General features: G+C 66.5%; 28 protein-coding genes. 10 read left to right on the top strand and 18 right to left on the bottom strand.

Annotation, left to right across the window (positions count from 1 at the left end; all coding sequences use genetic code 11):
* Positions 1-33 precede the first annotated feature (33 nt).
* The 4 genes from NSQ78_RS00740 (at position 34) to NSQ78_RS00725 (ending at position 3,672) form a co-directional block, all read left to right on the top strand.
* On the top strand, positions 34-726 hold the full coding sequence (locus tag NSQ78_RS00740; protein ID WP_064237400.1) for a hypothetical protein: 693 nt from the start codon (positions 34-36) through the stop codon (positions 724-726).
* A 414-nt stretch (positions 727-1,140) separates the two neighbouring features.
* Positions 1,141-1,404 carry a helix-turn-helix domain-containing protein gene (locus NSQ78_RS00735; RefSeq protein ID WP_064237399.1) on the top strand — a complete coding sequence of 88 codons (264 nt, stop codon included), beginning with the start codon at positions 1,141-1,143 and terminating at the stop codon, positions 1,402-1,404.
* Positions 1,401-2,783, top strand: coding sequence for a HipA domain-containing protein (locus NSQ78_RS00730; RefSeq protein WP_080473081.1), 1,383 nt, complete (start codon positions 1,401-1,403; stop codon positions 2,781-2,783). Before NSQ78_RS00735 ends, NSQ78_RS00730 begins: the two co-directional genes overlap by 4 nt.
* 514 nt (positions 2,784-3,297) lie before the next feature.
* Positions 3,298-3,672: a hypothetical protein gene (locus NSQ78_RS00725; RefSeq protein ID WP_064237398.1), complete on the top strand. Its 375-nt coding sequence runs from the start codon at positions 3,298-3,300 to the stop codon at positions 3,670-3,672.
* 13 nt (positions 3,673-3,685) lie between these two features.
* On the opposite strand, the gene NSQ78_RS00720 is transcribed toward NSQ78_RS00725, so the two are convergent.
* Positions 3,686-4,351 carry an Ivy family c-type lysozyme inhibitor gene (locus NSQ78_RS00720; RefSeq protein ID WP_064237397.1) on the bottom strand — a complete coding sequence of 222 codons (666 nt, stop codon included), beginning with the start codon at positions 4,349-4,351 and terminating at the stop codon, positions 3,686-3,688.
* Between the two features lie 114 nt (positions 4,352-4,465).
* On the opposite strand from NSQ78_RS00720, the gene NSQ78_RS00715 reads away from it, so the two are divergent.
* Positions 4,466-4,942, top strand: a complete 477-nt coding sequence (locus NSQ78_RS00715) for a nuclear transport factor 2 family protein (protein ID WP_223224801.1) — start codon at positions 4,466-4,468, stop codon at positions 4,940-4,942.
* A gap of 100 nt (positions 4,943-5,042) precedes the next feature.
* Here the strand turns inward: NSQ78_RS00715 and NSQ78_RS00710 are convergent, their stop codons facing one another.
* From NSQ78_RS00710 to NSQ78_RS00690, 5 genes are all read right to left on the bottom strand, one after another.
* Positions 5,043-6,068, bottom strand: coding sequence for an NAD(P)H-dependent glycerol-3-phosphate dehydrogenase (locus tag NSQ78_RS00710; RefSeq protein WP_021204061.1), 1,026 nt, complete (start codon positions 6,066-6,068; stop codon positions 5,043-5,045).
* A gap of 20 nt (positions 6,069-6,088) precedes the next feature.
* Positions 6,089-6,607 (bottom strand): protein-export chaperone SecB, encoded by a 519-nt coding sequence (secB, locus tag NSQ78_RS00705; RefSeq protein WP_005407596.1) that lies wholly within the window; start codon positions 6,605-6,607, stop codon positions 6,089-6,091.
* A 100-nt stretch (positions 6,608-6,707) separates the two neighbouring features.
* On the bottom strand, positions 6,708-7,145 hold the full coding sequence (locus NSQ78_RS00700; RefSeq protein WP_005420930.1) for a rhodanese-like domain-containing protein: 438 nt from the start codon (positions 7,143-7,145) through the stop codon (positions 6,708-6,710).
* A 57-nt stretch (positions 7,146-7,202) separates the two neighbouring features.
* On the bottom strand, positions 7,203-7,628 hold the full coding sequence (locus NSQ78_RS00695) for a hypothetical protein (RefSeq protein ID WP_049470818.1): 426 nt from the start codon (positions 7,626-7,628) through the stop codon (positions 7,203-7,205).
* Between the two features lie 32 nt (positions 7,629-7,660).
* Positions 7,661-8,128, bottom strand: a complete 468-nt coding sequence (locus tag NSQ78_RS00690) for a YiiD C-terminal domain-containing protein (protein WP_049470815.1) — start codon at positions 8,126-8,128, stop codon at positions 7,661-7,663.
* A 35-nt stretch (positions 8,129-8,163) separates the two neighbouring features.
* On the opposite strand from NSQ78_RS00690, the gene NSQ78_RS00685 reads away from it, so the two are divergent.
* The 3 genes from NSQ78_RS00685 (at position 8,164) to NSQ78_RS00675 (ending at position 11,357) form a co-directional block, all read left to right on the top strand.
* Positions 8,164-8,973: a uroporphyrinogen-III synthase gene (locus NSQ78_RS00685; protein ID WP_057493690.1), complete on the top strand. Its 810-nt coding sequence runs from the start codon at positions 8,164-8,166 to the stop codon at positions 8,971-8,973.
* Between the two features lie 104 nt (positions 8,974-9,077).
* A complete protein-coding gene (locus tag NSQ78_RS00680; protein ID WP_057493691.1) occupies positions 9,078-10,055 on the top strand; it encodes a uroporphyrinogen-III C-methyltransferase in 978 nt (325 codons plus the stop codon).
* A gap of 6 nt (positions 10,056-10,061) precedes the next feature.
* Complete coding sequence (locus tag NSQ78_RS00675) at positions 10,062-11,357, top strand: heme biosynthesis HemY N-terminal domain-containing protein (RefSeq protein ID WP_049470806.1); 1,296 nt, start codon at positions 10,062-10,064, stop codon at positions 11,355-11,357.
* Between the two features lie 108 nt (positions 11,358-11,465).
* Here the strand turns inward: NSQ78_RS00675 and NSQ78_RS00670 are convergent, their stop codons facing one another.
* On the bottom strand, positions 11,466-12,761 hold the full coding sequence (locus NSQ78_RS00670) for an acetyl-CoA C-acetyltransferase (protein ID WP_005420942.1): 1,296 nt from the start codon (positions 12,759-12,761) through the stop codon (positions 11,466-11,468).
* 93 nt (positions 12,762-12,854) lie between these two features.
* Here NSQ78_RS00670 and NSQ78_RS00665 point away from each other — a divergent pair, with 93 nt between their 5' ends.
* Entirely contained in the window at positions 12,855-13,742 is an 888-nt protein-coding gene (locus NSQ78_RS00665) for a hypothetical protein (protein ID WP_064237395.1), read from the top strand.
* Between the two features lie 655 nt (positions 13,743-14,397).
* Here NSQ78_RS00665 and NSQ78_RS00660 read toward each other — a convergent pair.
* From NSQ78_RS00660 to NSQ78_RS00620, 9 genes are all read right to left on the bottom strand, one after another.
* Positions 14,398-15,024 carry a superoxide dismutase family protein gene (locus tag NSQ78_RS00660; protein WP_049439226.1) on the bottom strand — a complete coding sequence of 209 codons (627 nt, stop codon included), beginning with the start codon at positions 15,022-15,024 and terminating at the stop codon, positions 14,398-14,400.
* Positions 15,025-15,061: 37 nt separating this feature from the next.
* Entirely contained in the window at positions 15,062-15,631 is a 570-nt protein-coding gene (locus NSQ78_RS00655) for a superoxide dismutase family protein (RefSeq protein ID WP_064237394.1), read from the bottom strand.
* A gap of 93 nt (positions 15,632-15,724) precedes the next feature.
* A complete protein-coding gene (ntrC, locus tag NSQ78_RS00650) occupies positions 15,725-17,167 on the bottom strand; it encodes a nitrogen regulation protein NR(I) (protein ID WP_064237393.1) in 1,443 nt (480 codons plus the stop codon).
* Positions 17,160-18,221, bottom strand: a complete 1,062-nt coding sequence (locus tag NSQ78_RS00645; RefSeq protein WP_064239584.1) for an ATP-binding protein — start codon at positions 18,219-18,221, stop codon at positions 17,160-17,162. The genes ntrC and NSQ78_RS00645 overlap by 8 nt, the downstream gene beginning before the upstream one ends.
* A 171-nt stretch (positions 18,222-18,392) precedes the next feature.
* A complete protein-coding gene (locus tag NSQ78_RS00640) occupies positions 18,393-20,438 on the bottom strand; it encodes a TonB-dependent receptor (protein WP_339207589.1) in 2,046 nt (681 codons plus the stop codon).
* A 104-nt stretch (positions 20,439-20,542) separates the two neighbouring features.
* On the bottom strand, positions 20,543-20,857 hold the full coding sequence (locus tag NSQ78_RS00635; RefSeq protein WP_053461818.1) for a hypothetical protein: 315 nt from the start codon (positions 20,855-20,857) through the stop codon (positions 20,543-20,545).
* A 107-nt stretch (positions 20,858-20,964) separates the two neighbouring features.
* On the bottom strand, positions 20,965-22,131 hold the full coding sequence (locus NSQ78_RS00630; protein ID WP_064239583.1) for an MltA domain-containing protein: 1,167 nt from the start codon (positions 22,129-22,131) through the stop codon (positions 20,965-20,967).
* Positions 22,132-22,198: 67 nt separating this feature from the next.
* Positions 22,199-22,945: an N-acetylmuramoyl-L-alanine amidase gene (locus NSQ78_RS00625; protein ID WP_064237391.1), complete on the bottom strand. Its 747-nt coding sequence runs from the start codon at positions 22,943-22,945 to the stop codon at positions 22,199-22,201.
* 59 nt (positions 22,946-23,004) lie between these two features.
* Entirely contained in the window at positions 23,005-23,550 is a 546-nt protein-coding gene (locus NSQ78_RS00620; protein ID WP_149901860.1) for a hypothetical protein, read from the bottom strand.
* Between the two features lie 206 nt (positions 23,551-23,756).
* Between NSQ78_RS00620 and NSQ78_RS00615 the strand changes: the two genes are divergently transcribed.
* On the top strand, positions 23,757-24,902 hold the full coding sequence (locus NSQ78_RS00615) for an IS30 family transposase (RefSeq protein ID WP_125899122.1): 1,146 nt from the start codon (positions 23,757-23,759) through the stop codon (positions 24,900-24,902).
* Between the two features lie 2 nt (positions 24,903-24,904).
* On the opposite strand, the gene NSQ78_RS00610 is transcribed toward NSQ78_RS00615, so the two are convergent.
* Positions 24,905-25,333, bottom strand: a complete 429-nt coding sequence (locus NSQ78_RS00610) for a hypothetical protein (protein WP_339207585.1) — start codon at positions 25,331-25,333, stop codon at positions 24,905-24,907.
* Positions 25,334-25,410: 77 nt separating this feature from the next.
* On the bottom strand, positions 25,411-25,563 hold the full coding sequence (locus NSQ78_RS00605) for a VENN motif pre-toxin domain-containing protein (RefSeq protein WP_162272189.1): 153 nt from the start codon (positions 25,561-25,563) through the stop codon (positions 25,411-25,413).
* Positions 25,564-26,267: the final 704 nt, after the last annotated feature.

Genomic DNA, 26,267 nt, shown 5'->3' with positions numbered 1-26,267 from the left:
CCTGCACGCCGCGCCCTGCACGCCACTCTAGCCATGGCGCTAGCGGTTGCGTGCAGTGGCGTAGCCAACGCAAAGGACGCGAAGGACGACGTACCGGCCCAACGCGTCGCCGCCATCGATGAACTGCCGCCCGACCAGAGCGTGTCCGAGACCGTGATCGAACTGGCCGGCTGGGTCGTTGCCAGCAAGGACAACCAGGGCTATCCGTTCGCGGTCATGGACAAGGCGGCGGCGCAGGTGCTGATCTTCAGCGGCGAGGGCAAGCTGCGTGGCGCGGCACCGGCACTGTTCGGTTCGGCCATCGGCGACCACTCCGCACCCGGCGTCGCAAAGCTCGCACTGAGCGCGATTCCCGGCCACGACCGCACCACGCCTGCCGGCCGCTTCATTGGCGGCTACGGCCCCTCCGACGATGCCGGGCGCGTGCTGTGGGTGGACTATGATTCCGCCGTTTCGCTGCACCCGCTGCCGCCGGGCAGCCCGAAAGAGAAGCGCGCCGAGCGGTTGGCATCGCCCACGCCGGACGACAACCGCGTCACCCACGGCTGCATCAACGTCTCGCCGACGTTCTACGAGCAGATCGTGCAGTCCACGTTCGAAAAGGGCGGTGTGTTCTACATCCTGCCGGACAAGGATTCGATCGCGAAGACCTTCCCGGAGTTCGCGCAGAGCCGTGGCGATGCGAAGGACGCCGACGAGAAGGGCGCGCGGCGCGCGAGCAAGTAGCGGTCGCTTCGCGTGCGGCCCTGGTTGGTAGTGGCCGGCATGCGACCAAGCTGACCTGCGCTGCAGGCAGAGGTTGCCCGGCACGTTCCTGACGGGCTCCACTGGGCCCCACGGCATCGCGGACATCCCGCCGTCGTGGCGCTGCCAATGGACGGAGGAGGCATGGCACTCCGTACCACTCCAGAAAATCCTTTCGTTCATGAGGATTTCTGGCCAGCCGGACATTCTTGCAAAGAAATCCTGGTGTTGATAAGGATTTCAGGGCATCCAGATCTTTTCCATAGAAATCCTCAAGCGCACAAGGATTCCCGGTGGATCTCCGGTCCTGCGCGAAAAATCCTTAATTTAGTGAGGATTATATGATATAGACGATGGGTCGAATCCGGAGCATCAGGCTCTGCCGGGGAGTTCCCATTGAAGATCAGGCTCGACAAGGCGGAGGCCTTGGGACCATTGGTGAGAGCCGCCCGCAAGCATCAGGGGCTGCGCCAGGATGCAACCGCCGAAGGCATCGGGGTCAGCGAGAATTTCCTGGCCAAGGTCGAACGCGGCGGTACCACAGTGCAATGGGGCAAGTTGTTCAACGTGCTTGACGAGCTGGGGCTGCATGTCGAAATCGACGTGCCGGACGAAGCCATGGCCCTTCTGACAAGGCGTGCCAACGGGAAGGCGCCATGAGCGCCCCCCGTATCGACCTCAAGGACGTGATTACAACGACCGTCCTGTCTGGACTGCACTATCCGCGTCCACCCCGCGAACTGCAGGTCAGCATCGATGAAGCGCCGGTGGGCCACCTGACCGAGGCAGCAAACTTGTGGCGCTTCACCTATGCGCCGGAGTGGCTCGGCAACGCATATCGGTTTCCGCTGGCACCCGCATTGCCACTGCAGGAAGCCGCCATCGCCGATGGCTCCAGCCAGCGACCGGTGCAGTGGTATTTCGACAACCTGCTGCCGGAAGAGCAACAACGCACGTTGATGGCAACCGATGCCAGGGTGGATGGCGCCGATGCGTTCGCCTTGCTGGCCGCCTACGGCGCGGAATCGGCTGGCTCGTTGACGCTGCTCCCGCCCGGGACGCACCTGCTCCCCGGTGGCAGGGAACCGCTGCCCGATAGGGAACTCTCCACCCGTATCCAGGGACTGCCACGTACATCGCTCGCCGCCGGCGCCGCCAAGCGCATGTCACTGGCAGGTGCCCAGCACAAGCTGGCCATCATCGAGGTGGGGGAGGAACTCTACCAGCCTCTGGGTGCCGAGCCCTCGACCCACATCCTCAAGCCTGACAGCACCAGCAGCAGTTACCCGCACAGCGTGATCAACGAATGGTTCGTGATGCGCCTTGCACAGCGCATGGGGCTGCAGGTGCCGAGGATCGAGCGCCGCTACGTACCTGAGCCGGTCTTCATCATCGAGCGCTTTGATCGCGAAATCACCGCCGACGCCATCCACCGTCGGCACGCGATCGACGCCTGCCAGCTGCTCAACCTCGACCGTCAGTTCAAGTACACGCTCGGGAGCATCGACACCCTGAAGGTCATCGTCGAGCAATGCAGAAGCAAGCTCAAGACGCGCGTCCGCCTGTTCGACTGGCTGATCTTCAATGTACTCACCGGCAACAACGATGCGCACCTGAAGAACCTGAGCTTCCTGGTCGACAGCAGCGGTATCGAATTGGCCCCCCACTACGACCTGCTGTCCACCGCATCTTACGAGACCCGCGCGTATGCCGACGAGGGCGCACGTTGGCCAGAACGCTCGGAACTATCGTGGCCCATTCTCGGTGTCGCGCGCTTCCACGACCTTCGTTTCGAGCATCTGGTTTCTGCCGGTGAAGCCCTGGGTTTGGGAAGGCCAGCCGCCACCCGGCAGCTGCGCCATCAGATCGACCGCATCGCGAGCGAAGCCCAGTCGCTTTATGCGGAGGTGCTGCAGGAAAACCAGCAATGGCTGACCCGTTTCACCATCGGCCCAACCCTGGAAGGCGAGGTCCATTTCCTGAGAACACTGGTCCACGTGATCATCGCCGACATGGTGAGGCAGCTCTCACCCGCGTGATGCGGATCTGCGGCCATTCCTGCTGCTGATCTTGGCCATCCGGCGCCGCTGCCTACCGGCCGACGCGATCGTGTCGCTTTTGCCCATTGCAGGTGCGGCGTCCGAGGGCGCCAACCACGACGGCTGTCGCATATTCCCCAAGCCGCTACGGCCGTTGCGGCGCCTGCGTCTGCGACGGCTTAACCGCATGCAAGAATGCCGAAAGCGTCTTTGTTTCAGCGTGGAATGCAACTGTTCTGATTGGCACTGCGCCGCGACCCGCGTACAGATGGCGGGCCACCGGAAAATCGGTGGCCGGGCCTCGAAAACCCGTTAGATCACGAACGTTGTTTGCGCTTGCCAGCCGGCGTCACCCCGCGTGGCGCCGGCTGGCATTCCGTCTGCCGGCTATGGCGGGCGGAGCGTGGAGGCCTTGCGCCTGCCGGTCTTGTTCGTGATCTCCCGGTTTTCGAGCCACGTCTCCGCCCGCCACCTTTGTGTGGCGGCTACCGTCTGTCCTGCACGGAGCACTGCCATGACATCACCGGACTTCCCGCGCCTGCATCCGCATCACTCGCCCGCCAATGCCGGTGAGTTGCCAGAGCACGCGCCTGCGGCCGATCCGAACGCCTTCATCGCCACGCTTCACCACATCGGCAAAGGCGCGGCCGCCGATGGCCAGCCTTGGCCAGAGCGTCACCAGATGCCGGGCCGTTGCATGGCGCTGGCCGATGCGGACTGTGCACTGGCCGGCCAACGCGTGACGTTGGAGCTGCTGCTGGCGGCCGAGCGCGTGCGTCAGAACGGCGCGGAGGCCGAGTACGTGGGCGACCGGGTGATGGAAGGGCTGATCCTGGCGTGCCTGACCATGAACGCACAGGCCAGCGCGCGCATGCAGCCCGAAGGATGACGCGGGCGCCACCTCACTCGCAAAGCGCGCTGTCTTCCTTCAACGCGGCATCCTGCAGTGGCTGGCGCAGTTCGATCTGCGCATGTTGTTCCGCCGTCGGTTCGCCCAGCCACCACACACGGCAGCGCGCGGTAAGACGGCCGACCATCCTCGCTTCCGTTGGCGAATACAGCATCGCCAACGCGGTGCCGGGGCAGTCGTGGGCCTGGCAGGCGGTGTAGAACCACCATGGCTCGCCCTGCAGCACCACCCGCTCGCCGGGCCCGCTGGGGCCGCTCAACAGCCGTTGGCGCAGCGAGGGAATCTCCTTGTCAGCGGATTCGGCTGCCGCAGTGCCCTTCATCAGGGTATTGAAGGCCGCCAGCACCTTCGGGTCCTTGCGACCGCAGTCGTCCACGGTGTTGCCACCGACCAGGGTGAAGAAGTGGGTCGCCAGCGGATTGTCCGCGCAGGTCAGTTCGCCGCCGGTGCTCGGGTCTTCCGGTTCGCCTTCGTTGTCCCACACCGCTGGGTCCACGCCGTCTTCGGTGGACGGTTCCTTCTCGGCCGCCGTGGCCGTGGCCGCAGGTGCTTCGGCAGTCGGTGCCGGTGCCGCCGGTGCTGCGGCCGGTGCGGGTGCCTGCCCGCAGGCAGCCAGCAATGCGACCGTCAGTGTCATCCCTGTGATTCGAATCTTCATTCCCTGTCCTTGTCTGATCTGCGCTGCATCCACCAAATCGGCAGCCGCGTGATTCTAACCAGCACCGTGCAAGGATGCGTTCGTAGCTTCCCGTCATCGCCTGGAGCCGGACGCATGCGCCGTACACGACTCGCCATGATCTTCTGCAGTGCCCTGCTGCTGGCATCGCCGGCAATTGCCCACGATGCAGAAAACGCGAAGCCTGCGCAGCCTCTCCCGAGCGCAGCCCTGCCCCCTTCGCTGGATCGCGTACTGCGCGACTACGAGCAGGCGTGGCACACGGGCGACGCCAAGGCGCTGGCCGGGTTGTTCGCCGAGGATGGCTTTGTGCTGCAGAGCAACCAGCCGCCGGTGCGCGGGCGCGACGCGATTGCACGCGCCTACGCCGGCCAGGGCGGCAGTCCGTTGCGGCTGCGTGCGTTGGCGTACGCGGTGGACGGGAACACGGGCTACATCATTGGTGCCTACCGCTACGGCAACAACGTGGGGGACACCGGCAAATTCACGCTGACGCTGAAGCGCGTGGGCGATGGGCCGTGGTTGATCTTCTCGGACATGGACAACACCAGCGCGCCGCCACGGGCGCGGTGATTGCTGCCGCCGGGCGAAGCGGGTTCCGCAGTAGATCCACGCCATGCGTGGATGGGGCACGCACATAAAAAACCCCGGCACGTGGCCGGGGTTTTTCGATTCACTTGAACAGCGTGTCCGGATATTCCGGTTTCTGTTCCCGCGCCAGCAATGCACGCAGGCCTTCTTCCGGGGTCTGCTCGCCGTGCAGCACGGCACGCACGCGGTCGGAGATCGGCAGGTCGATGCCATGGCGGCGCGCCTGTCGCATCACTTCGTCGGCGGTCTGCACCGACTCGACCACCTGGCCGATTTCGCGCACGGCATCCTGCAGCGTCTGGCCGCGGCCCAGGGCCAGGCCCAGGCGACGGTTGCGCGACAGGTCGCCGGTGCAGGTCAGCACCAGATCGCCGAGGCCGGCCAGGCCCATCAGCGTTTCCGGCTTGGCGCCGATCGCAGCGGCCAGGCGCAGCATCTCGTTCAGACCACGGGTGATCAGGCCGGCACGGGCGTTGAGGCCCAGCTGCATGCCATCGGCCACGCCGGTGGCCACCGCCAGCACGTTCTTCATCGCGCCGCCCAGCTCGGCACCGACCATGTCGTCGCCGGTGTAGGCGCGGAACGCCGGGCCATGCATCGCCTCGGCCACCGTCTGCGCGAACTCGGGCACGTCGCCATGCACGGTGATCGCGGTCGGCAGGCCCTGGGTCACTTCCTTGGCGAACGACGGCCCGGTGACGACGGCCAGCGGCACGTCCTCACCCAGCACTTCGCGCGCCACTTCATGCAGGAAGCGGCCCGAACCGGGTTCGAAGCCCTTGGTGGCCCAGGCCACGCCGGCACCGGCCGGACGCAGCGGCGCCAGCGCGCGCACGGTTTCACCGAAGGCATGCGACGGCGTCACCACCAGGATCCAGGCCGCGCCCTCCACCGCCGACGCCAGGTCGGTGGTAGCCCGCAGGCTGTCCGGCAGCGGGATGCCCGGCAGGTAACGCGGATTCTCGTGGCGCTGGTCGATGGCGTCGACCACGGCAGCATCGCGGCCCCACAGCACGGTCGGGTGACCGTGCCGCGCGAGCAGGCTGGCCAGCGCGGTTCCCCAGGAACCGGCGCCAAGCACGGCGATCTTGTCAGCGGGAGTGCTCATCCGTGACGTCGCGGCAGGAATCAGGCGTTGCCGGCCGGCTCGGAGTCAGCCAGCGACGGTGCGTCGCCCTGCTCCTGGCGCTGGCGCAGGGTTTCTGCGTACAGGCCTTCGAAGTTGATCGGCTGCAGGAAGAACGGCGGGAAGCCGCCGGCCTGGATCAGGTCGCTGATCAGCTGGCGCACGTACGGGAACAGGATGTTCGGGCACTGGGTGCCGAGCAGCACGTCGATCGACTGCGGATCCAGGCCGACCAGGCCGAACACGCCGGCCTGCTTCACTTCGGCCACGTAGGCGGTGCGCTCACCGGCCTGGCAGGTCAGGGTCACGGCCAGCACGACTTCGAAGGCGTTCTCACCCAGGCGCTGCACCTGCTGGTTCAGATTCAGCTGCAGCTCCGGCTGCACCTGGTCATTGAAGATGGTCGGCGCGTTCGGCGACTCGAAGGAGACGTCCTTGACGTAGATCTTCTCGACGGTGAAAGCGGGGCCGGTAGCGGCATCGACCGGCGCAGCGGCGCCGTTGGTGATCTCTTCGGACATTTCCAGTAACTCCAGATGAATGCAATGAAAACGATGGTCGAACTACTGCGATGGGGGCGGGATCCGGCCCAGACAAGGCCGGATCCGCCACCTGCGACAATCAGTTACGGCCCTTGACCAGCGGCAGCTCGGCCTGCTGCCAGGCGGGGATGCCGCCGTCGAGCACGTAGACCTTCTCGAAACCGGCCTTCTTCAGCGCCTTGGCGGCGGTTTCCGAAGCGTTGCCGCTGCGGCACACCAGCACCACCGGCGACTGCTTGGCGTTGGCAACCAGCTTGTGCTCCGGGCCGAAGGCACTGGCCTGGGCGTTGCGGCTGCCGGCAATGTGGCCCTTCTCGAAGTCACCGCTGGCCGACAGGTCGACCACCACCGTGCCGCCCGCGTTCATCAGCTGGGTCAGTTCGGCGGGCTTGATGCCCTTGAAGCCCCGGAACAGGCGGCGGATCTCGGTGACGATGATGGCCACGGTCAGGCCGACCAGGGCCGCGGACAGCATCGGGTTTCGGCCTGCAAAGGCCAGCAACTCTTCGTAATTCACTCAGGTCACGGGTCGATTAAGCGGGCGCCGATTGTCGCACAAGCCGGACGCGGCCCGTCACTGCCCCTTCCACAGGTCCGGCAGGCCGGCGGTCTGCCACCAGCGCTTGGCCTCCGGGTCCCAGCGCCAGCGCTCGACCACCACCACCGTGCGCTCGGCCTGGGTGTTCTGGTTGATCACCCCGATTTCGACCCGGCGCTCGACCAGGCCGCCATCCAGCGCGGCACTGCTGCGCTCGCGGTAGGACGACACGCGCAGCTGCGCGTAACGGTTGAGCTCGAACTCGGTCGGCGGCTTTTCCTTGCGCAGCTTCGGGTCCAGGTAGCCGATGGCATCGTCCATGCTGCCCCAGCGGATGGTGGCGCCGTAGGCGACCTGGGTCTCTTCCAGCAGCTTGCGCTGCTTGCGGCTCAGGTCGTCGGCCGAAGCCACGGCGCTGACCAGCAGCAGGGAATACATCAGGAACTGGATGAGGCGGCGCATCGGTGGTTTCCCCAGGACGTCAGCCTGCCATCCTACCCTCTGGCGAAGGCAACAAAGCGACCGCTGAACTCGGCCGCAGGCTTGCCATCGGCACCGGGCTGGGTGGCAATGATGCTGATCCGGGCCTTGCGGCGCTGGCGGAAGGTGTTCAGGAAGGCATCCCAGCCGGTGGCTTCGGCCGCTTCGGCGTGGGCATGCAGGTCCTCGTAGACCGGCGCCAGGTAGCGCAGGTTGCTGTCGGCCACGTAGACCTCGGCATCGTGGCCGGCCAGGCGCAGGCGCAGGCTGACCAGGGCCCAGCCGGACAGGGTCAGCACCGAGGCCAGGCTGCCGCCGAAGGCGTTGCCCTTGTCGTTGACGTTGGCGGCCAGCGGCGCGGTGATGCGCAGCACGCCGTCAGCATAGCCGTCGAGGCGGATCTGCATGGCGCGCACCGCCGGCATGCAGTCCAGCACGTCCTGCAGGGCGGCCAACGAGGAAGTCAGGGCATCAACGGACATCGGAGCAGCGACCACGACAACGAAGGGCCCGCATAATGCAGGCAATGGTCGACCATACGATACCCACTGGCGCCACCCGTTCCGGCGCCCGCTGGACCCTGATCTCGCTGCGCCCACAGGGCCAGCAGGCGGCGCTGCGCCGCGCCGTTGCCGGGCGGGGCGGACAGGTACTGGCGCTGCCGCCGTGGCGGCTGCAGCGCCTGCACGGCACGCCCGTGCTGGGCCAGCTGCAACGCGCGCTGAACTGCGACCGGGTGGTGTTCACCAGCCCTGCCGCCGTCACCGCCGCAGCATCGCTGCTGGCGCTGGCCGAAGCGCAGCGCAGCCCCTGGCTGACCGTGGGCGAAGGCACCGCGCGCGCGCTGCAGGCGCACGGCGTGGCCGAGGTGCATGCGCCGCAGCGGATGGACAGCGAAGGCCTGCTTGCGCTGCCGGTGCTGGCGGACGTCCGCGGCCTGCGCATCGGCCTGGTGACCGCGCCCGGCGGGCGCGGCCTGATCGCCGCGCAGTTGCAGGCGGCGGGCGCCACGATCGAACGCGCCGACGTCTATCAGCGCCGTCTGCTGCGCCTGCCTCGGCGCACGCTGGCCCGCTTGGCGCATTCAGCCCAGCCGTGGGTGCTGGCCGTGAGCAGTGGCGAAGCGCTGCAGCACTTGTGGCAGCAGCTTCCGCCGACGTGGCAGCAGCGCCTGCGGGCAGAGGTCCGCGTGGTGGTTGCCAGCGACCGCCTCGGCGAACAGGCGCGGTCGCTCGGCCTGCGGCACATCTCGCGCAGCGCCGGCCCCACCGCTGCGCAGCTGGTGGCCGCTGCACACGCCACGCTCACCGTCCCGGCAGCGACCTGAACAGGGACGTGGATCACGCTTGCCGCTGTCGTCGGCAACAGTGATGCTGTGCACAACGCGGCCTGCCGGACTTCCACCGGCGACGCTGCCGACAAGGAAGCCCGATGAACGACACTCCGCCCGCTCCCCCACCCCATCGACCCGTGCGCTGGCTGCTGCCGCTGGCCGCTGTGGTCGTGCTCGGCGCGGGCGGCTATGCCGGCTGGTACGTCTGGCAGCAGCAACAGCATGAGCAGGAAGCGCAGGCACAGACCACGGCCGTCCAGCTGAAGGGCCTGGAGGCCACGCTGGATGCGATGCGTCGTGACCAGCGCGCGACCAGCCAGCGCCTGCAGGACGCAGCGACCACCAACCGCGTGCTGCGCGACGAGATGCTGGGCCTCTCCCAGCGCAGCGCGTTGCTGGAAGAGAACCTGGCCAAGCTGGCCGACAGCGCCAACCAGGGCCGCCAGGCAGTGCAGCGCGACGAGGCCGAGCTGCTGCTGACCCAGGCCGCACAGCGCCTGAACTACGCCGACGACGTAGACGGCGCACGTCGCCTGTATGCGCAGGCGGCCACCGCACTGGCCGAACTGCCCGACACTGAGGGACTGAACCTGCGCCAGGCGCTGGTGCAGGAGCGCGAGGCACTGGATGCACTCGGCAGCGGCCCGCGCGTGCAGGCGCTGCAGCGCCTGGATGCTGTGGCCCAGGCGCTGCAAGGCCTGCCCTCGCAGATCACCGGCACGACCGGCAGCAACGCAGCCAAGCCCTGGTGGCAGGCCACGCTGGCGCCGTTCGTGGACATCACCCCGAGCCGCCAGAACGGCCCGCTGACCGCCGCCGAGCAGCGCACTGCCGACGATGCGCTGCAGCTGGAACTGACGTTGGCCCGTGCCGCCATCGAGCGCGGCGACCGGGCCGGCCGCAATACCGCCCTGGACCGCGTGGAGCACTGGGCACAGCGGCGCTGGCCGGATTCACCAGCCCTGCGCGCGCAACGTGCTGAACTGAAGGCCTTGCGCGAACTGCCGCTGCAGGCCAACGACGCTGTCCTTGGCAGCACCCTGCAACAACTGCGCACCCAGACCGACCGGAGGTAAGCCCGCATGAAACCCCTGCAATCCCTGGTCGTGCTGTTGCTGGCCGTGGCCATCGGCGTGGTGGCCGCGCAATGGCTCGGCGCCGATGACCTGAACCGCTTTGGCGAGGTGACCCTGCGCTACGGCGGCTACGACTACCACAGCAACCTGCCGAAGGTGGCGCTGCTGGCAGTGATCACGGTCCTGGTGCTGTGGCTGCTGTGGAGCCTGATCGCCGCACCGTTCCGCGCCTGGGGCCGCTACCGCCGCAAGCAGGGCCGGGTGCGCCTGATAGACGGCCTGCAGGCCTATGAGCATGGCCAGTGGCAGCGTGCCGAAAAACTGCTGGACGGTGCGGCCAAGGACCCGGAGGTGAGCGCGGTGGCGCTGGCCAATGCGGTGCGCAGCGCACAGGCACGCGCCGACGGCCCCGCCGGCGAAGCACTGCTCCAGCGCCTGGGCGAAAGTGACGCCACCCTGCAGGCGCTGCTGCGCGCCGAGCAGCTGCTGGCGCGCGACCTGCCGGTGGATGCGATCAACGCGCTGGACGTGGCGGCGATCCAGCCGCTGCCGCCACGCGGCCTGTGGCTGCGCACCGAGGCACTGGCACAGGCCGGCCGCGCCCACGAGGCGTATGGCCAGCTGGGTGCACTGCGCCAGAGCAAGGTGCTGCCGGCCGAGGCCAGCAGCGAACTGGAAGCGCGGCTGGCTGCGCAGGCGCTGCTGGAAGCGGCCGACGTCAACGCACTGGCCGCGCAGTGGGAAGCCACGCCGAAGGCGTTGCGCCCGACCCCGGACGTGGTGGGCGCCTATGCCAGCCGCGCCGTGGCGCTGGACTGGGACGAGCCGGCGCTGCTGGCGCTGGAACAGGCCCTGGACCAGCGCTGGGATGACGAACTGGTGGCGCTGTATGGCCGCCTGCCGGCCGAGCGCCTGGCCACCCGCCAGGCCAACCTCGCTCGCTGGCGCAACGTGCATGACGGCTCGGCCGCGCTGCGGCTGGCGCAGGGCCGCGTGGCCCTGGCCCAGCAGCAGTGGGAGGCCGCCGATGCGTTCCTGCACGAGGCCATCGCCGCGGGCGCCGGTGCACCGGCGTGGGAAGCACTAGGTGAGCTGTTCGCCCAGCGTGGCGAACACGCGCTGGCCGCACAGTGCCTGGCCAATGCGCTGCGCCTGCAGCGCGGCGAGGACAGCGTGGCGCTGGTGCGCGGCAGCGAGGCGCCACTGCGTGCCACGGTGGAAGAGCAGCCGATCGCGGTGCAGCCGCCGGTGTATGACGCCAACGAAGAACGCGACGAGTTCGGTAATCCGCGGTTGCCGTGAAGCGTGCCGACCAACGGTCGGCACCCACCGATGCAAAAAAGAACGCCGCCCATTGGGCGGCGTTTTCGTACCAGCGCTGCCGGCTAGCGGCCGGCACTACCGTGATGCTCAGCGTTCGACGATCGCCACCACGCCCATGCCGCCGGCGGTGCAGATCGACACCAGCGCGCGGCCACCGCCGCGTTCGGCCAGCTGCTTGGCGGCGGTGGCGATGACGCGGGCACCGGTGGCGGCGAACGGATGACCGGTGGCCAGCGACGAACCCAGCAGGTTGATCTTGTCCGGGTCGATGCGGCCCAGCGGTGCGTCCAGCCCCAGGCGGTTGCGGCAGTAATCCTCGCTCTCCCACGCACGCAGGGTGCACAGCACCTGCGCGGCGAAGGCTTCGTGGATCTCGTAGATGTCGAAGTCCTGGAGGGTCAGGCCATTGCGCTTGAGCATTTCCGGCACCGCGATGGTCGGTGCCATCAGCAGGCCTTCGCCATGCACGAAGTCCACTGCCGCCACGTGTGCGTCACGCAGGTAGGCCTGCGGCTCATGGCCATGCGCGCGCGCCCACTCTTCGCTGGCCAGCAGTACCGCAGCGGCACCGTCGGTCAGCGGGGTGGAATTGGCAGCGGTCAGCGTGCCGCGACCGGAAACCTTGTCGAACGCCGGCTTCAGCGTGGCCAGCTTTTCCAGCGAGGTGTCCGGGCGCAGGATGTTGTCACGCTCGACGCCACGGAACGGTGCGATCAGGTCGTTGAAGAAGCCACGCTCATAGGCGGCGGCCAGCTTCTTGTGCGAGGACACCGCCCACTCGTCCTGCGAGTCGCGCGAGATGTTCCATTCCTTGGCCATGTCCTCGCAGTGGTCGCCCATGCTCTTGCCGGTGCGCGGCTCGGCCACGCCCGGGAACTCGGGCTTGAGCTCGGAGAACTTGAAGCCGGCGGTGAGCGCGCGGATCTTGTCGCCGGTGCTCTTGGCGCGGTTGGCGGCCAGCAGGCGTGCACGCAGCTTCTTGCCGTAGACGATCGGCACGTCGGAGGTGGTGTCCGAACCGCCACCGATGCCCGATTCGATCTGGCCCAGCGCGATCTTGTTGGCCACGGTGATGATGCTGTCCAGCGAAGTGCCGCAGGCGCGCTGCAGGGTGATGCCCGGGGTCAGCGGCGACAGGCCGGAGGACAGCGTGGCCTCACGGCCCAGGTTCCAGTCGCTGGAGTGCTTGATCACCGCACCCATCGCCACTTCGCCCAGCTGCTGGCCGTGCAGGCCGAAACGTTCGACCAGCGCGCCCAGCGTACGGACCGACATGCCGAGGTTGCCGACATCCGAATACGCGGTGTTCTGGCGGCAGAACGGAATGCGGACGCCACCGAGGATGGCGACGGGACGAGCGTTGGGCATGGAGATACCTGGCATGGATGAGGGTGTCTGCAACATGGCCTGCACGGCGGAGCAGGCATAATGGAGCCAAGTGTAGCTGCCGCCCTGTGATGGGCCAACCGTGGAACCATGAGCAAACCCGACCCCGCGATGAATGCCCTTGGCGTGCTGGCCCTGGAACTGGCCGGCGGCGAAATCCCCCGCCAGGCGGTACTCAGCGCTGAACAGGCCGGTGAACTGGCCGAACGTGTCGGCCGTGACCTGTCCAAGCTGGTGCCACAGGTCGCCGAGCTGGACCTGGTGTTCGCCGCCGCGCATTTCGACCCGGCCGAAGTCCTGCGTCCGGGCTGGCCGATCCATCGCCGCCTGGAAGAACTGCAGATGCGTGCCCCGGGCCGCAACCAGGGCCCGCGCCTGCTGGCCTTCGGCACCGATGCCGCAGGCGATGTGCCGCTGCCGTTCCAGGCCGATGTGACCCTGGTGGGGGGCGGCCTGCGCGTGGTGCCGTTCCTGCTGACCGGCAGCGACGTGGCCACCACCCATGCCGTGGCCGAGGCGCTGGAAGACACCCTCCTGGCCAACGGCATGGCGCATGCCGATACCGCGCTGATGGCGCAGAACGCCTTCGGGGCCCGCATCGAGCACGCGCGCTATTTCACCGTGAACGACCTGGCCGCGATGATGTCGATGCAGTACGACAACCAGGGCCTGGCCGCGCTGTGGCCGCTGATCGAGACCGCGATCATGGCGCCGGGCGAGGATGAGTGGCTCAATGCCGCGCCCGAGCCGTTGCTGCGCTATACCCATGGCGAGGCACGCATGGCGCTGTTCGATCCGGCCGGTTGGTGCGCGTACTACAACCACAGCAAGAACGACTGCGACCGCCTGCAGGGCATCTACGAGCAGTTCCTGATGCGCCAGCGGCAGATGGCCGCGGTGCTGGAAGCGCATGGCGTGCCGGTGCTGTTCGTGCACTGCGAGGCCGGCCAGGACGCCCGCGAGCTGCTGGCGCGCTGAAGACGGGTAGTGCCCGCTGCTGGCCGGCAACGTCCGGATCTGCGATGGCCGGCCAGCGGCCGGCACTACCGATAAAGAAAGAAAGAACGCCGGCTTGCGCCGGCGTTTTCCGTTTCCAGCAGAAATGGCCGCAGTGCTGTTCGTGCACTGCGAGGCCGGCCAGGACGCGCGCGAGCTGCTGGCGCGCTGAAGGCGGGTAGTGTGCGCCGATGGTAACAACGTCCGGATCTGCGATGGGCCAGCGGTCTACACTACCGATAAAGAAGAACGAACGCTTACTTTACGGCGTTTCCCGTTTCCAGCAGAAATGGCCGCAGTGTTGTTCGTGCACTGCGCTTACCAGGACGCACGCGAGCTGCTGGCGCGCTGAAGGATAGGCCGCTGGTACAACGTCCGGATCTGCGATGGTTACCAGCGGCCTACACTACCGATAAAGAAGAACGAACGCCGGCTTGCGCCGGCGTTTTCCGTTTCCAGCAGAAATGGCCGCAGTGTCGTTCGTGCACTGCGAGGCCAGGACGCACGCGAGCTGCTGGCGCGCTGAAGGCGGGTAGTGCCGGCCGCTGGCCGGCAACGTCCGGAACTGCGATTGCCGGCCAGCGGCCGGCACTACCGATAAGGAAGAACGCCGGCTTGCGCCGGCGTTCCTTGATGCTTACGGGGCCTTCTGGATCACCGCGCACGCCAGGCGCGCGCCGGCATTGCCGGTCGGCTGGGTCTTGTAGTCGTCTGCATCCGCGTGGACGATCAGGCCACGGCCGATGATGTCGAAGTCATCGCCCTTGCCGATGTTGACGTTGCTCGACACCGGGCCGTCGATGGTGGCCACGCCCTTGTCGTCGGCCTTGATGTTGGGCATGTCGCCGCCGTGATGCGGATCGGTGGCGACGTTGCCGTGATCCTGCTTGCCGGGATTGAAGTGGCCGCCGGCGCTCATGCCGTCCGGCGCGCTGCAGTCGCCCTTCTCGTGGATGTGGAAGCCGTGCTCGCTGCCCGGCTTCAGGCCGGTGATCTGGCCGGTCACGTGGACCTTGCCGTCAACCACCTTGAAGGTGACGCTGCCCTTGGCTTCGTTGCCCTGGGTCGGTGCCAGCTCGGCGGTGGCCGAAGCATCGGCCGCCGGTGCGGCAGCCGGCTGCGGGGTTGCAGCGGGTTCGGTGGTGGCGCCGTCGGCCGGCGTGGCCGGCGGGGTTTCCGCCTGCGGCGCGGCCGGTTGCGGGTTGCAGGCCGCCAGGCCCAGCGCGGCGATGGCCGCAAACAGCGAAGTGTGGATCAGACGCATTGGAATCTCTCCCTCGATGATGCCTGTGGTGAAGTGATCAGCGGACGACCCGGATCACGCCACAGGCGATGCGGACGCCGGCATTGCCGGCGGGCTGGCTGCGATAGTCGTCGGCGTTGGCATGCACGACCAGTGCACGTCCGGCGATATCGGTGGCGGCGCCTCCGCCAAGGGTAACGCCCTTGAGGTGGATATCGACGTTGGCGCGGCCCTGGGCGTCGGCACGCAGGTTGTCCATGTCGCCCAGGTGGTGCTTGCCGGTGCCGGCGCGACCATGCGCAGCCCCGGCGGGGTTGAAGTGGTTGCCGGCGCTGCTGGCATCCACCGCGCTGCAGTCGCCACGCTCGTGGATGTGGAAGCCGGCCTGCTGCATCGGCTGCAGGCCACCGACCAGGCCGGTGATGTGGATGCCGCCAGGCTCCACCATCAGTGCGATGCGGCCACTGACGATGCTGGCCGAGGCCGGCGCGAGATTGGCCTCGCCCTGCCGGGCAGCGCTGACCACGGTGGGCGGCGGCGGCGTGGGTTCGGCCTTCTTCGGCGCACTGCCACAGGCAGACAGCAGCACGGCGGTTGACAACGACAGGATGGCAAAGGACAGGCGCATCAAAGACTCCTTGCAGATGACACTAAGCGTTGCATCGTCCATGAACGATCAACAGTTCGGCAAGCGGGTGCGAGGATCGCGTGCAGGGGCCGTTCAATGGCCGCCGCGACGACGTCCCGCGCCCAGCTTGCGGGTCAGGGTATTGCGGCCAAGACCCAGTCGTGCCGCGGCTTCGGCACGGCGGCCATGGGTGATCTGCAGCGCGGCGTCCAGCAGGGCATGGTCGACCCGCTCGCGCACCTGTGCGTGCAGTCCTTCCACGCCTTCAGCCAGCTGCCGGCGCGCCCATTCGGCCAGCAGCGCTTCCCACTGCCCCGGATCGGCACTGCTGCCGCGACGGCTCCGTGCGCGGTTCAGCGCGGTATCGACGTCGGCCACGCCGATGGTGTCAGCAGCGGCCAGCGCGGCCATCCGCCAGCACACGTTTTCCAGCTCGCGCACGTTGCCCGGCCAGTCGTGCTCGCGCAGTGCCTGCAATGCGGCCGCCGTCAGGCGTTTCGGCGGCGTGTCCAGCTTGCGTGCGGCGGCGGCCAGGAACGTGCTGGCCAGCTGTGCGATGTCCTCGCGGCGCTCGCGCAGCGGTGGCAGCTGCAGGCGCACCACGTCCAGGCGGTGCAGCAGATCGGCGCGGAACTTCCCCTGCGCGACCAGGCCTTCCAGGTCCTGGTGGGTGGCGGCGACCACGCGCACATCGACGCGGATCAGTTCGCGGCCACCGACGCGGAAGAACTCGCCCTGCGCCAGCACGCGCAGCAGGCGGGTCTGCAGCGGCAGCGGCATGTCGCCGATTTCGTCCAGGAACAGCGTGCCGCCGTCGGCCTGCTCGAAGCGCCCGGTATGGCGGCGCTGCGCGCCGGTGAACGCGCCGGCTTCATGGCCGAACAACTCGCTTTCCAGCAGCTCGGCAGGAATCGCGGCGGTGTTGAGCGCAACGAACGGCCCGTGCGCACGCGGCGATTCGCGATGCAGCGCATGGGCCACCAGTTCCTTGCCGGTGCCGGTCTCGCCGGTGATCAGCACCGCCAGCGGCGCCTGCGCCAGGCGACCAATGGCACGGAACAGCGCGCGCATCGCCGGTGTATCGCCCACCAGTTGCGGCGGCTGGTCGCTGGCGGTTTCGACTGCCGGGCTGGGCGCGGCCAGGGTGGGTGCCACCGCCGGCAGCACCCGCTGCGCCAGTGCCACCGCATCGTCCAGATCGAACGGCTTGGACAGGAACTCATGCGCGCCGCCGCGGAACGCACCGGCGGTGCTGGCCACATCGGTGTAGGCCGACATCACCACCACCGGCAGCTGCGGCAAGGCGGCCTTGAGCTTGTCCAGCAGCACCAGGCCGTCGTCGCCGGGCATGCGCACGTCGGTGAACAGCAGCGCCGGTGGCGGCCCCTCGCGCAACGCCTGCAGGGCGGGGGCGGCGCTGTCGAAATCGACGACCTGGTAGCCCGCCTCGCGCAGCGCGGTGCACAGCACGAAGCGCACGGCACGATCATCGTCGACCACCCAGATGCGCTGTGCGGCGGAAGGAGATTCAGACATCGCGCGGGGCCTCCTCGGCCGGAGCGGCGCCGTTGCCGATCGGCAGCAGCAGGGTAAACACGGTGTGGCCCGGGCGCGAGCGGTAGGTCAGCGTGCCGCGATGCTCGCGCGCCACCTGCTGGGCCAATGCCAGGCCGAGTCCAGTGCCTTCGGCGCGGCCACTGACCAGCGGCAGGAACAGGTGTTCGGCCAGTTCCTCGGGCACGCCACGGCCGTCGTCGGCGATTTCCAGGCGCAAGGCCAGCGTGTGCAGCTGTTCGGCGATGCGCACGCCATGCTCCACGCGGGTGCGCAGGGTGATGCTGCCGGCACCGGCCTGGATTGCATTGCGCACCAGGTTCCACACCGCCTGGGTGAGGCGGTCGGCGTCGCCGTGGAATTCGGGAATGCTGGGGTCGTAGTCGCGCTGCAGGCGTACCGCCCAGCCGGCCTCGTTCTCGGCCAGGCGCAGCACGCGCTCGAGCGCGGCATGGATGTTCAGTTCGGCGTGCGGTGCGGCCGGGGCCGGCGACAGCAGCTGGTCGAGCAGGCCGTTGAGACGTTCGATCTCCGAGCCGATCAGCTCGATCAGTTCGCGTTCGCTGGCGTCGCGCTGTGCGGCCCGGCGGGCCAGCAGCTGGGCCGCCCCCTTCAACCCGGCCAGCGGGTTGCGCAGCTCGTGGGCCAGGCCCTTCAGCGCCGCGCTGAGCGCGCTGGGCAGGGCCTGGGTCGGGTCCAGCCCGGGGAATTCATCGACCGGATGCGCCTCCAGCAACCAGCCGCCATCGTCGCGCCGGCTCATCCAGCCCTCGGCGAAGCGCGGCGCCTCGCCGGGCACCGCCAGCGCCAGCCGGTTCAGGCGCAGGCTGTCGCGCTCATCGCGTGCCAGGAAGCGGGCCAGGGCTTCGCCCTGCACTTCCAGTGCGGCCAGTGGCTGGCCCAGCAGGCGGCGACCGCTGACGCCCAGCCAGCGCCCGAAGGCCGGGTTGCAGCCGATGATGCGGCCATCGGCCCCGGCCCAGGCCAGCGGCGTGCCCAGGGCTTCAAGGGTCGGCGGCGGTGCGGGGTCGGACATTGCACCAATGTAGTGCAAAACGCGGGGTTCGGGGTCAGAGCCCTTTCCTGGCGGAAAGGGATCTGACCGCATGCGCTGCGGGTTCCGGGGTCGGATCCCTTTCCGCCAGGAAAGGGCTCTGCCCCCTGCTGCAGGTCGAGCAAGCTCGACCACTACCAGATGCGTGGCCGGTTACAGCTTCATGTTGAGGCCGACGAATACGCTGCGGCCCGGCGCCGGCGAGAACATCGGGCGCGCGGTGTCCCAGAAGAAGCTGTCGTACCAGGCGTAGGCGTACTCGCGGCCGGTAACGTTCTTCAGCTGAACGTCCAGGCTGAAACGCGGGGTGAGCTGGTAGGCTGCGCTGAGGTCGAGCACGGCGAAGCCTCCGAACTTGCCGGCCACGTTGCGCTCTTCCAGGTAGTAATCGCCCTGTGCACGCGCCTGCAGGCCCAGCCGCAGCGCATCCGTGGCGCGGTAGTCCACGCCCAGATTGCTGATATGGCGCGGCGTGGCGGCCACTTCCCGGCCCTGCAGGGAAACGCTGGCATCGCGGTCGTCGCGGGTGATCTTCGCTTCCTGGTAGGCGTGCGACGCCCATACCGTCCAGTCGCCGCCCAGCTGCAGGCTCAGCTGCGCATCCACGCCGCGCCGGCGGGTCTTGCCCAGGGTGACCGTGGTGCCGGTGGCCGGCATGTTGGACACCTCGTTTTCCGCATCCTGCTGCCACACCGCCAGGCGTGCCTGGCTGCCGGCAAACGGCTGGAATTTCAGGCCCAGCTCCATGCCGGTGTTGGTGGACGGTTGCATCGGTGCCTGCCCCGGGGTGAGGTAGGCCGGTGCGGTGGATCCGGTCAGCACCTGGAAGGTGCGGCCCCAGTTCGCGTAGACGTGGGTGGTCTGGCCCAGGCTGTGGATGATGCTCAGCTTGGGCTGGCCGATGCTGCCGTAATCCTGCAGCCGGGCGGTGATGCCGTTCATCAGGTGCGTGCGGCCACTGAAACGGTCGACGCGGTAGGCCGGCACGATCTTCCACGCCTCGACCGGCTGGTAGATGGCCTGCACGTAGGCACCCCAGTTGCCGAAGCTGTGGCGATCGTTGTTCTGCACCCGCGCCGGTAGCTGGCTGAAATCGGTGGGTTCGGCGTAGGCGTAGCGCTCACGGATGTAGCCGTTGTCCTGCTGCTCGTAGTTCAGGCCGCCCTCGACAGTAAGCGCGGGGCTGGCCTGCCAGGTCAGCGTGCTGAGCAGGCCATGCTGCCGCTCTTCCCACACGCGGCGCTGGCGCGGCAGGTTGCCGGTGGGCAGGTTGCTGAAGGTCACGCGGCGGTCGTCTTCGTAGCGGTTGTAGTAGAGACGCGTGCCGAAGGTGAGTGCGTCGGACAGTTTCATGTCCAGGTGCGCGGCAAGCTGGCGCATGTCGCGGTCATCACCATCGTTGCCGTTGCGCAGCTCGCTGCCACGGCGGTGCGTGCGCAGTTCCTCGGCGGTCATGAAGCCCGGTTCGTCGGCCTGATGGTGGTATGCGCGCGCGGTCAGCCCCACGCGCAGGCCGTCGTCCAGCGAGCCGAAGAACCACTTGCCGCCCAGTGAGTACTTCTTCGAGGTGTCGTGGTCGCGGTAGCCATCGCTGGCCTGGGTGCCGACGAAATAGTTCTGCGCGAAGCCATTGGCTTCGCGGCCAACCGCCAGCTGCGCATCACGGGTGTTGTAGCTGCCGTAGGCCAGGCGCGCATCGGTGTAGCTGCCACCCTGGCGCGTACCGAAGTTCACGTTGCCGCCGATGTTGTGCAGGCCATAGCGCGGGTCGTTGGTACCGCGCACCACTTCGATGTAGCTGATGTCCAGCGGGAACAGCATGTCGATGAAGCGCTGGTTGCCGCTGTTGACGTTGCTGGGGATGCCATCGATCAGCGTCTTGATGGCGTTGAGGTAGCCCTCGCCGTTGAAGGCGCGGAAGCTGACCTTGCCCGATTCGGCGCCCTGCCGGGTTTCGGTGAGCTGGATGCCGGGCATCTGCCCGAGCAGTTCCCAGCTGTGCGAGACGTTGCGGTTTTCGATCTGGTCTGCGCCCAGGACGTCCACCGAGGTCAGCACCTGGTGCGCACTGAGCTGGCCTTCGCCGTGCTGGTGTACCTGCACCTTGCCGAGGGTGAGCGCGGCGTCGGCCGACTGCGCGAAGGCTTCAGGGGCGAACGGTGCGGCCGCGAGGGCGGCCACCAGGGTGGGAGTCTTCATGGGAAGGGGCGGTTACAGTGAAATGTAATCATATAACATTTCACATGCCCGCTTTTGCAGCGTCGAGCAAGGCTCGGCACTACAAGGGCAGGGTGCCGGGGGGATTACACCGGGTAACCGGTGGCTTCCCGTGCCTTCTTCCAGGCGGCTTCGAATTCACGCGCGGAGATTTCGTCGTCCTCGTCGAAATCCAGGAACGACACTGGCTGGTCGGCCAGCAGGAAGCGGTCGTCGCTGTGGGCATGCTCGTCGGCCCAGACCATCTTGGTGCCGTAGATTTCCACCTGCCGCACGATCTTCTCGCCGCGCGCTTCCATCAGCACGTTGCCCTTGCCCAGGCCCGACTCGGCCCAGTGCTTGTAGTACTTCTTTGCGGCGGATTTCGCGCCGGATTTTGCGTTGTGCTTTGCGTAGGTCATTGCAGGAGCCCTGGCCGCAGGCGCGGCCGGAAAGTACGGAATGGCGCCATTATCAGGCATCCGGGGTCAGGGCCCTTTCCTTTGGAAGGGATCCGACCCTTGCCGGTTCAGTTCGGCAGGGGCACGCCCTTCGGCCACAGCATCCAGATGTTGCCCTTCTGCTTCATGTCGCCAGCCAGCTTGCCGGCGGCATCGCCGCTGCCCCAGTACAGGTCGGCGCGCACTTCGCCGGCGATGGCGCCGCCGGTGTCCTGCGCAGCCACCGGGCGCACCACCGGGGTGCCGTCCGGGCGCGTGGTGGACAGCCACAGCAGGCTGCCCAGTGGCACCACGGTGCGATCCACTGCCACGCTGTAGCCGGCGGTGAGCGGCACGTTCAGTGAACCCCGCGGGCCCTCCGGGCTGTCCGGGTTGCGCACGAAGAACACGTAGCTGGGATTGCTGCGCAGCAGTTCCGGTACGCGCGCGGGATGGGCCCGGGCCCAGGCGCGGATCGCGTCCATGGTGACGTCTTCCTTCTTCAACTGGCCCTGGTCCACCAGCCAGCGACCGATCGCGCGGTACGGGTGGCCGTTCTGTTCCGCATAGGCCAGCCGCACCTGCTTGCCATCGGCCAGGCGCACGCGGCCGGACCCCTGGATCTGCAGCAGCTGCAGGTCCATCGGGTCGGTCAGCCATGCCAGCACCGGGGCCTTGGCGCCCTTGGCCGCGATGGTGCCGGCGTCGTCATAGGGCTTGAGCACCTTGCCTTCGACGCGACCACGCAGGCGCTTGCCCTTCAGTTCCGGGTAGAGGCTGTCCAGCTGCACCACGATCAGATCATCGGGCGTGCCGTACACCGGTACCGTGGCCTTGTCGGTACGGGTCAGGCTGCCGGGGTAGATCGGCTCGTAGTAGCCGGTAATCAACCCGTCGGCCTGATGGCCGCCGGCACGCAGCGCGTAGGCATCGAGGTCGCGCTGCAGGAACTGGCGGATCGCGGCCGGGTCCTTGTCTGACACCGCGGCGGCGGTGGCGCAGGGTTTGGCCCAGATAGCGTCGTTTTTCAGGCGGGCGCAGCTGCTGCGCCAAGCCACGAAGCCGGCCTGCAGATCAGCGTCGGAGACTGCGGGCAGGGCTTTCCAGTCGACCTTGGCGTAGGTGGCCGCCGGCGGTGAGGGCGGCGTGGGCGCTTCGGAACCCGTGCGGGGAGCGGTGGTTGCGCAACCGGCGAGCACCGCCGCTGCCAACAGGGTCCAGTGCTTGCGCTTGAAGAAGGTAGCGGAATCGATCATGCCGCCATGGTGGAGTGCCGGCCGCTGTGCGGCAACCCAGCGCGGGGTCAAGCGTTCATGCGCGGGGTCACGGCATCTGCAGCAGCAACGAATGCAGGATACGGGCATCCTCGGCATCCAGCGTCTTCGGCAGGTCGTCGCGGCCACGGAACCGGCGGTGGAAGGCGGCGACGGTGGCGTCGCGGTTGTCGAGCGGATAACCGAAGCGGGCCAGCGCATTCCACGCGTCGAAGCCTTCCGGTGCCGCGCCGTCGGCCGCGCGCGGCCACACGCCGAAGCCGGCCTCGGCCAACTGCTGCCATGGGAAGAAGCGGCTCGGATCCTGCTTGCGCGTCGGCGCCAGGTCGGCATGGCCGATCACCTGGCGCGGCGGAATGTTCAGGCGCGTGGTGAGATCGCGCAGCAGCACGATCAGCGATTCGATCTGCGCTGCACTGAACGGGCTGCGGCCATCGTTGTCGAGCTCGATACCGATCGAAGCCGAGTTGAGATCGGTGATGGTGCCCCAGCGCCCGGCGCCAGCGTGCCAGGCGCGGCGCTCATCGGCCACCAGCTGGTAACGATGGCCATCGGCGCCGATCAGGTAGTGCGCACTGACCGGCCCGCCACTGTTGGCGGTGCGCAACGTATGCAGGCTCTGCTGCACCGACTTCTGCTCGGTGTGGTGGATGACGATGATGACCGGCGTGCGCGCGTTCTGGTTGGGTGATGGCACCCAGGTGGCGAGCGGGTTGTGCTGCACCGGCGCGGTGGCGGTGCAGGCCGAAAGAGCCAGGGCCAGCAGTGTGGAAGCCAGGAGGCGGGGGCTGATCATGGGCAGATTGTAACCATCCTCGCAAAACCGGTGAATTGGCCTGCATTAATCAATAAAACTCAAACACCATAGGCAACCAGAAACGTCTCCGCTATTTTCCCCCACCCGTCCCCTTCTCGGGACCAGGCTTGCAAATCACCAATGGAAATCAATTCCTCATCAAGGCTCGTGAAGAACTCTCGCCCCTCCTCGGAGTCTCGAACTGCGAGAACACCCAACTCCTCGCGAACACTTTCAAACCCAATCCACCGCCCATCCAAATCACCAAAAACTATGGGGTAGCCCAAGCCCATCAAATTACCATCATAAGCCTCAGCGACCGAATCAAACGCACGCTCAACATCGGTGCTATCAATAGCTACAACTGAATTACAGTCAGGTAACCGTGAGAATTTCACGAAGAGACCCGGACCAAAAGTCGCAAATGAGTTTTCAATAACATTCTCCATAAGCTCTTTATTCAATAGAACCGGCCTCTCAAAAAATCTGAAGCGCCAGCCACCCCCCTTAAAAACCATTTGTGGAAGATCATTATCAAGATCAACCAGACGAGAGACAAGTCTCGCCACCCTCGCCTTGACTTCCGCCAGGCCATCAATTTCCATTTTCACTCCCAACGAAACGAATCTTCAGCACAGGTTTTTTCTGCCCAGCAACTGTAAGCGACGCTGAGGGAACACCGTCAGAAGATGACTTTGGATAGAACCTGTAAATATTATCTCCTTTCTGCAAAACTGTCACAGGGTGAGTTCAACCCGTCAATGCAACATGATCAACAGTTGCACTGATAGGAGCGAACGATATGGCAAGGATGGGGCGGCCCGGCATGTCTCGAGCCCAGAAGCGAGATCTATGGCGACGATGGAAGGGCGGCCAGTCGCTCAGCGACATTGCCCGCTTCTTTGACAAGAATCCGGGTTCGATTTTCGGGGTTCTGGCCGCGCAAGGCGGGATCGCGCCGAGGGAACGTCGCCGATCCGCCCGGTCGCTGAGCTTAATGGATCGCGAAGAGATATCTCGATGCCTAGCTTCTGGCCAGTCGTTTCGCCAGATTGCGCTCAGCCTAGGGCGGCCTACCTCGACGATTAGCCGGGAAGTGGCACGGCATGGTGGCCGTGACCGATATCGGGCCGCACATGCCGATGAGGCCGCTTGGGAGGCAGCCCGGAGGCCACAGTCTTGCCGGTTGGCCGATAACCCTCGTCTGCGCTGGTTGGTGGCTTGCAAGCTGGGCCAGCAGTGGTCGCCGGAACAGATCGCCGGCTGGCTTAAGCTGAGGTTCCCGCTCAACCAGGCACTGCAGGTGTCGCACGAAACGATCTACCGGAGCTTGTTCATCCAGGCGCGCGGCCTGCTCAAGAAGGAACTCCTGGCGCACCTGCGCACGCGTCGCCGTATGCGCCACTCAAAGCTGGCCACCGCGATGCCTCGCGGCGGGATCATCGACGCGGTATCGATTCGGGAGCGTCCGGCGGAAGTCGAAGATCGCGCCGTGCCAGGGCATTGGGAGGGTGATCTGATCACGGGCAGCAACAATTCCCACATCGCGACGCTTGTGGAACGGCACTCGCGCTTCGTGATGCTGGTGAAAGTGAAGGGTAAGGACACCAGCAGCGTCGTCTCGGCGCTGAGCCGGCAAGTGAAAACACTGCCAACCGCGCTGCGAAAATCGCTGACGTGGGATCGAGGCGGTGAGATGGCCAGCCACAAGAACTTCACCGTGGCGACCGACACGCAGGTCTACTTCTGCGATCCGCAAAGCCCTTGGCAGCGCGGTTCGAACGAAAACACCAATGGCCTTCTGCGGCAGTACTTCCCCGACGGCACGGATCTATCCCGCCATTCGCAGGCATTCTTGAACAAGATCGCCAGACGTCTCAACGAAAGACCTCGTAAGACCTTGGGCTTCCAGACGCCAGCCGCTAAGCTGAGCCAAGCCGTTGCGTCGACGGGTTGAACTCACCCAGTCCCATCCTTGGAAACGGCCTTGGAATATCCATTACTCTCAAGAGTTCGGATCGCATCACCAACGGAAATGTTTGTTTGCGTCTGATCCGCACTATACCTGGTCTGACCCTTTGAGAACTTAACGTCGGTCAGAAGTGGATTTTCCAACAACCCCATAGCCTTGGGCCGAGGAGTGCCTCCTCCCACTGCTGCCGGGTCCTTTGTCACCCCAGGTATTCCGCCAGCCAAGGCGCCAACCCAATCGTTCTCCTTCAGAAGCGATACGTCCCGAGCGAAAATCGAACTGTAGCCTGGCGATTTTCCACTCTCTCGAATAACTGCTCGAGCAATGATCTCGTAATATGCGGCGGGTCCGGGCTTCAGATTGAACAGCACAGATCTCTCGTCTTCAGACAGATACGAGAGATAGCGATCTTTCATTTCCCGACTTTGATCTTGACTGACATCCGCCCATCGACTCTCAACCTCACGGCGGCAGGCATCGTCCTTCCCGCACCTCACCTTTTCAGTATCTTTGGCTGTTCGCTGCTCAAATGAAAGGTAGTTATTTCAACCGAGTTCTCGGCAATCCCCGCATTCAACGCGATCCCGGCCAGATTCTGTCCCGACAGCCCACCTGCCAGTGCACCCGCCGCCTGCGACAACGCCATCTCCTTCTGTTCCGGACTCAATCTGGAAGGATCTCCCCCGGTCAACGTATGGTCAGCACCTTCGCAGCCAACTCGACGCCTGCCGCCGACACGGCACCGGTCCCCGCACTGACACCATTGGCTTCCGCCAGCAGCGCACCAGCACCACATGCGACGCCGGTTGCGGCATCGCATCAGTGTCACTGTCGTGATTCGGATCAAGCGTGCTGCCAACGGAGTAGGCGGCATACGGCGCCAGTGCATTGGAGGCAACACGACCAGCACCTGCGCTCCACGCCTTCCACCAGCGCAGTCGTCACCGCATGACAAGCACAGTAGTACTCATCGCCGCGCCCCACTTCCTCGCGCCGCTATGCGCCTGGCTATTTGCCGGCGCCACTTTGCTGCGTACAGGCAACCGATTCCACCCACCTCATTCACTACGCCCTATTGACCCTCATCAGTCGCGCAATCCGAGGCCAGATCAACCTGTAGAAGGTACCCACGGCCAACCCGATGAAAAGCATGATGCCAGCGCGCCTAGGAGCCCACTCAAACCAAAAATAAGGACTGGTCCAGACCTTTATCCAAGCGCCAGGAGAAAAGGCACCCTCGAACGCGAGCCACGCCAACAAGGCACAGACTGGTGCAGCTACAACATGGCGAGCCTTGAACCGCGGAAGAAATTTATCCACAAGCATAACCCCAGGCAAACCGAAGATGAG

This window comes from Stenotrophomonas sp. FSL W7-1447, assembly GCF_037966425.1.
In the GTDB taxonomy this organism is placed as follows: Bacteria; Pseudomonadota; Gammaproteobacteria; order Xanthomonadales; family Xanthomonadaceae; genus Stenotrophomonas; species Stenotrophomonas pavanii.
Note: the sequence above shows the minus strand (reverse complement) of the source record. Positions and strands in the feature narration are given on the sequence as shown.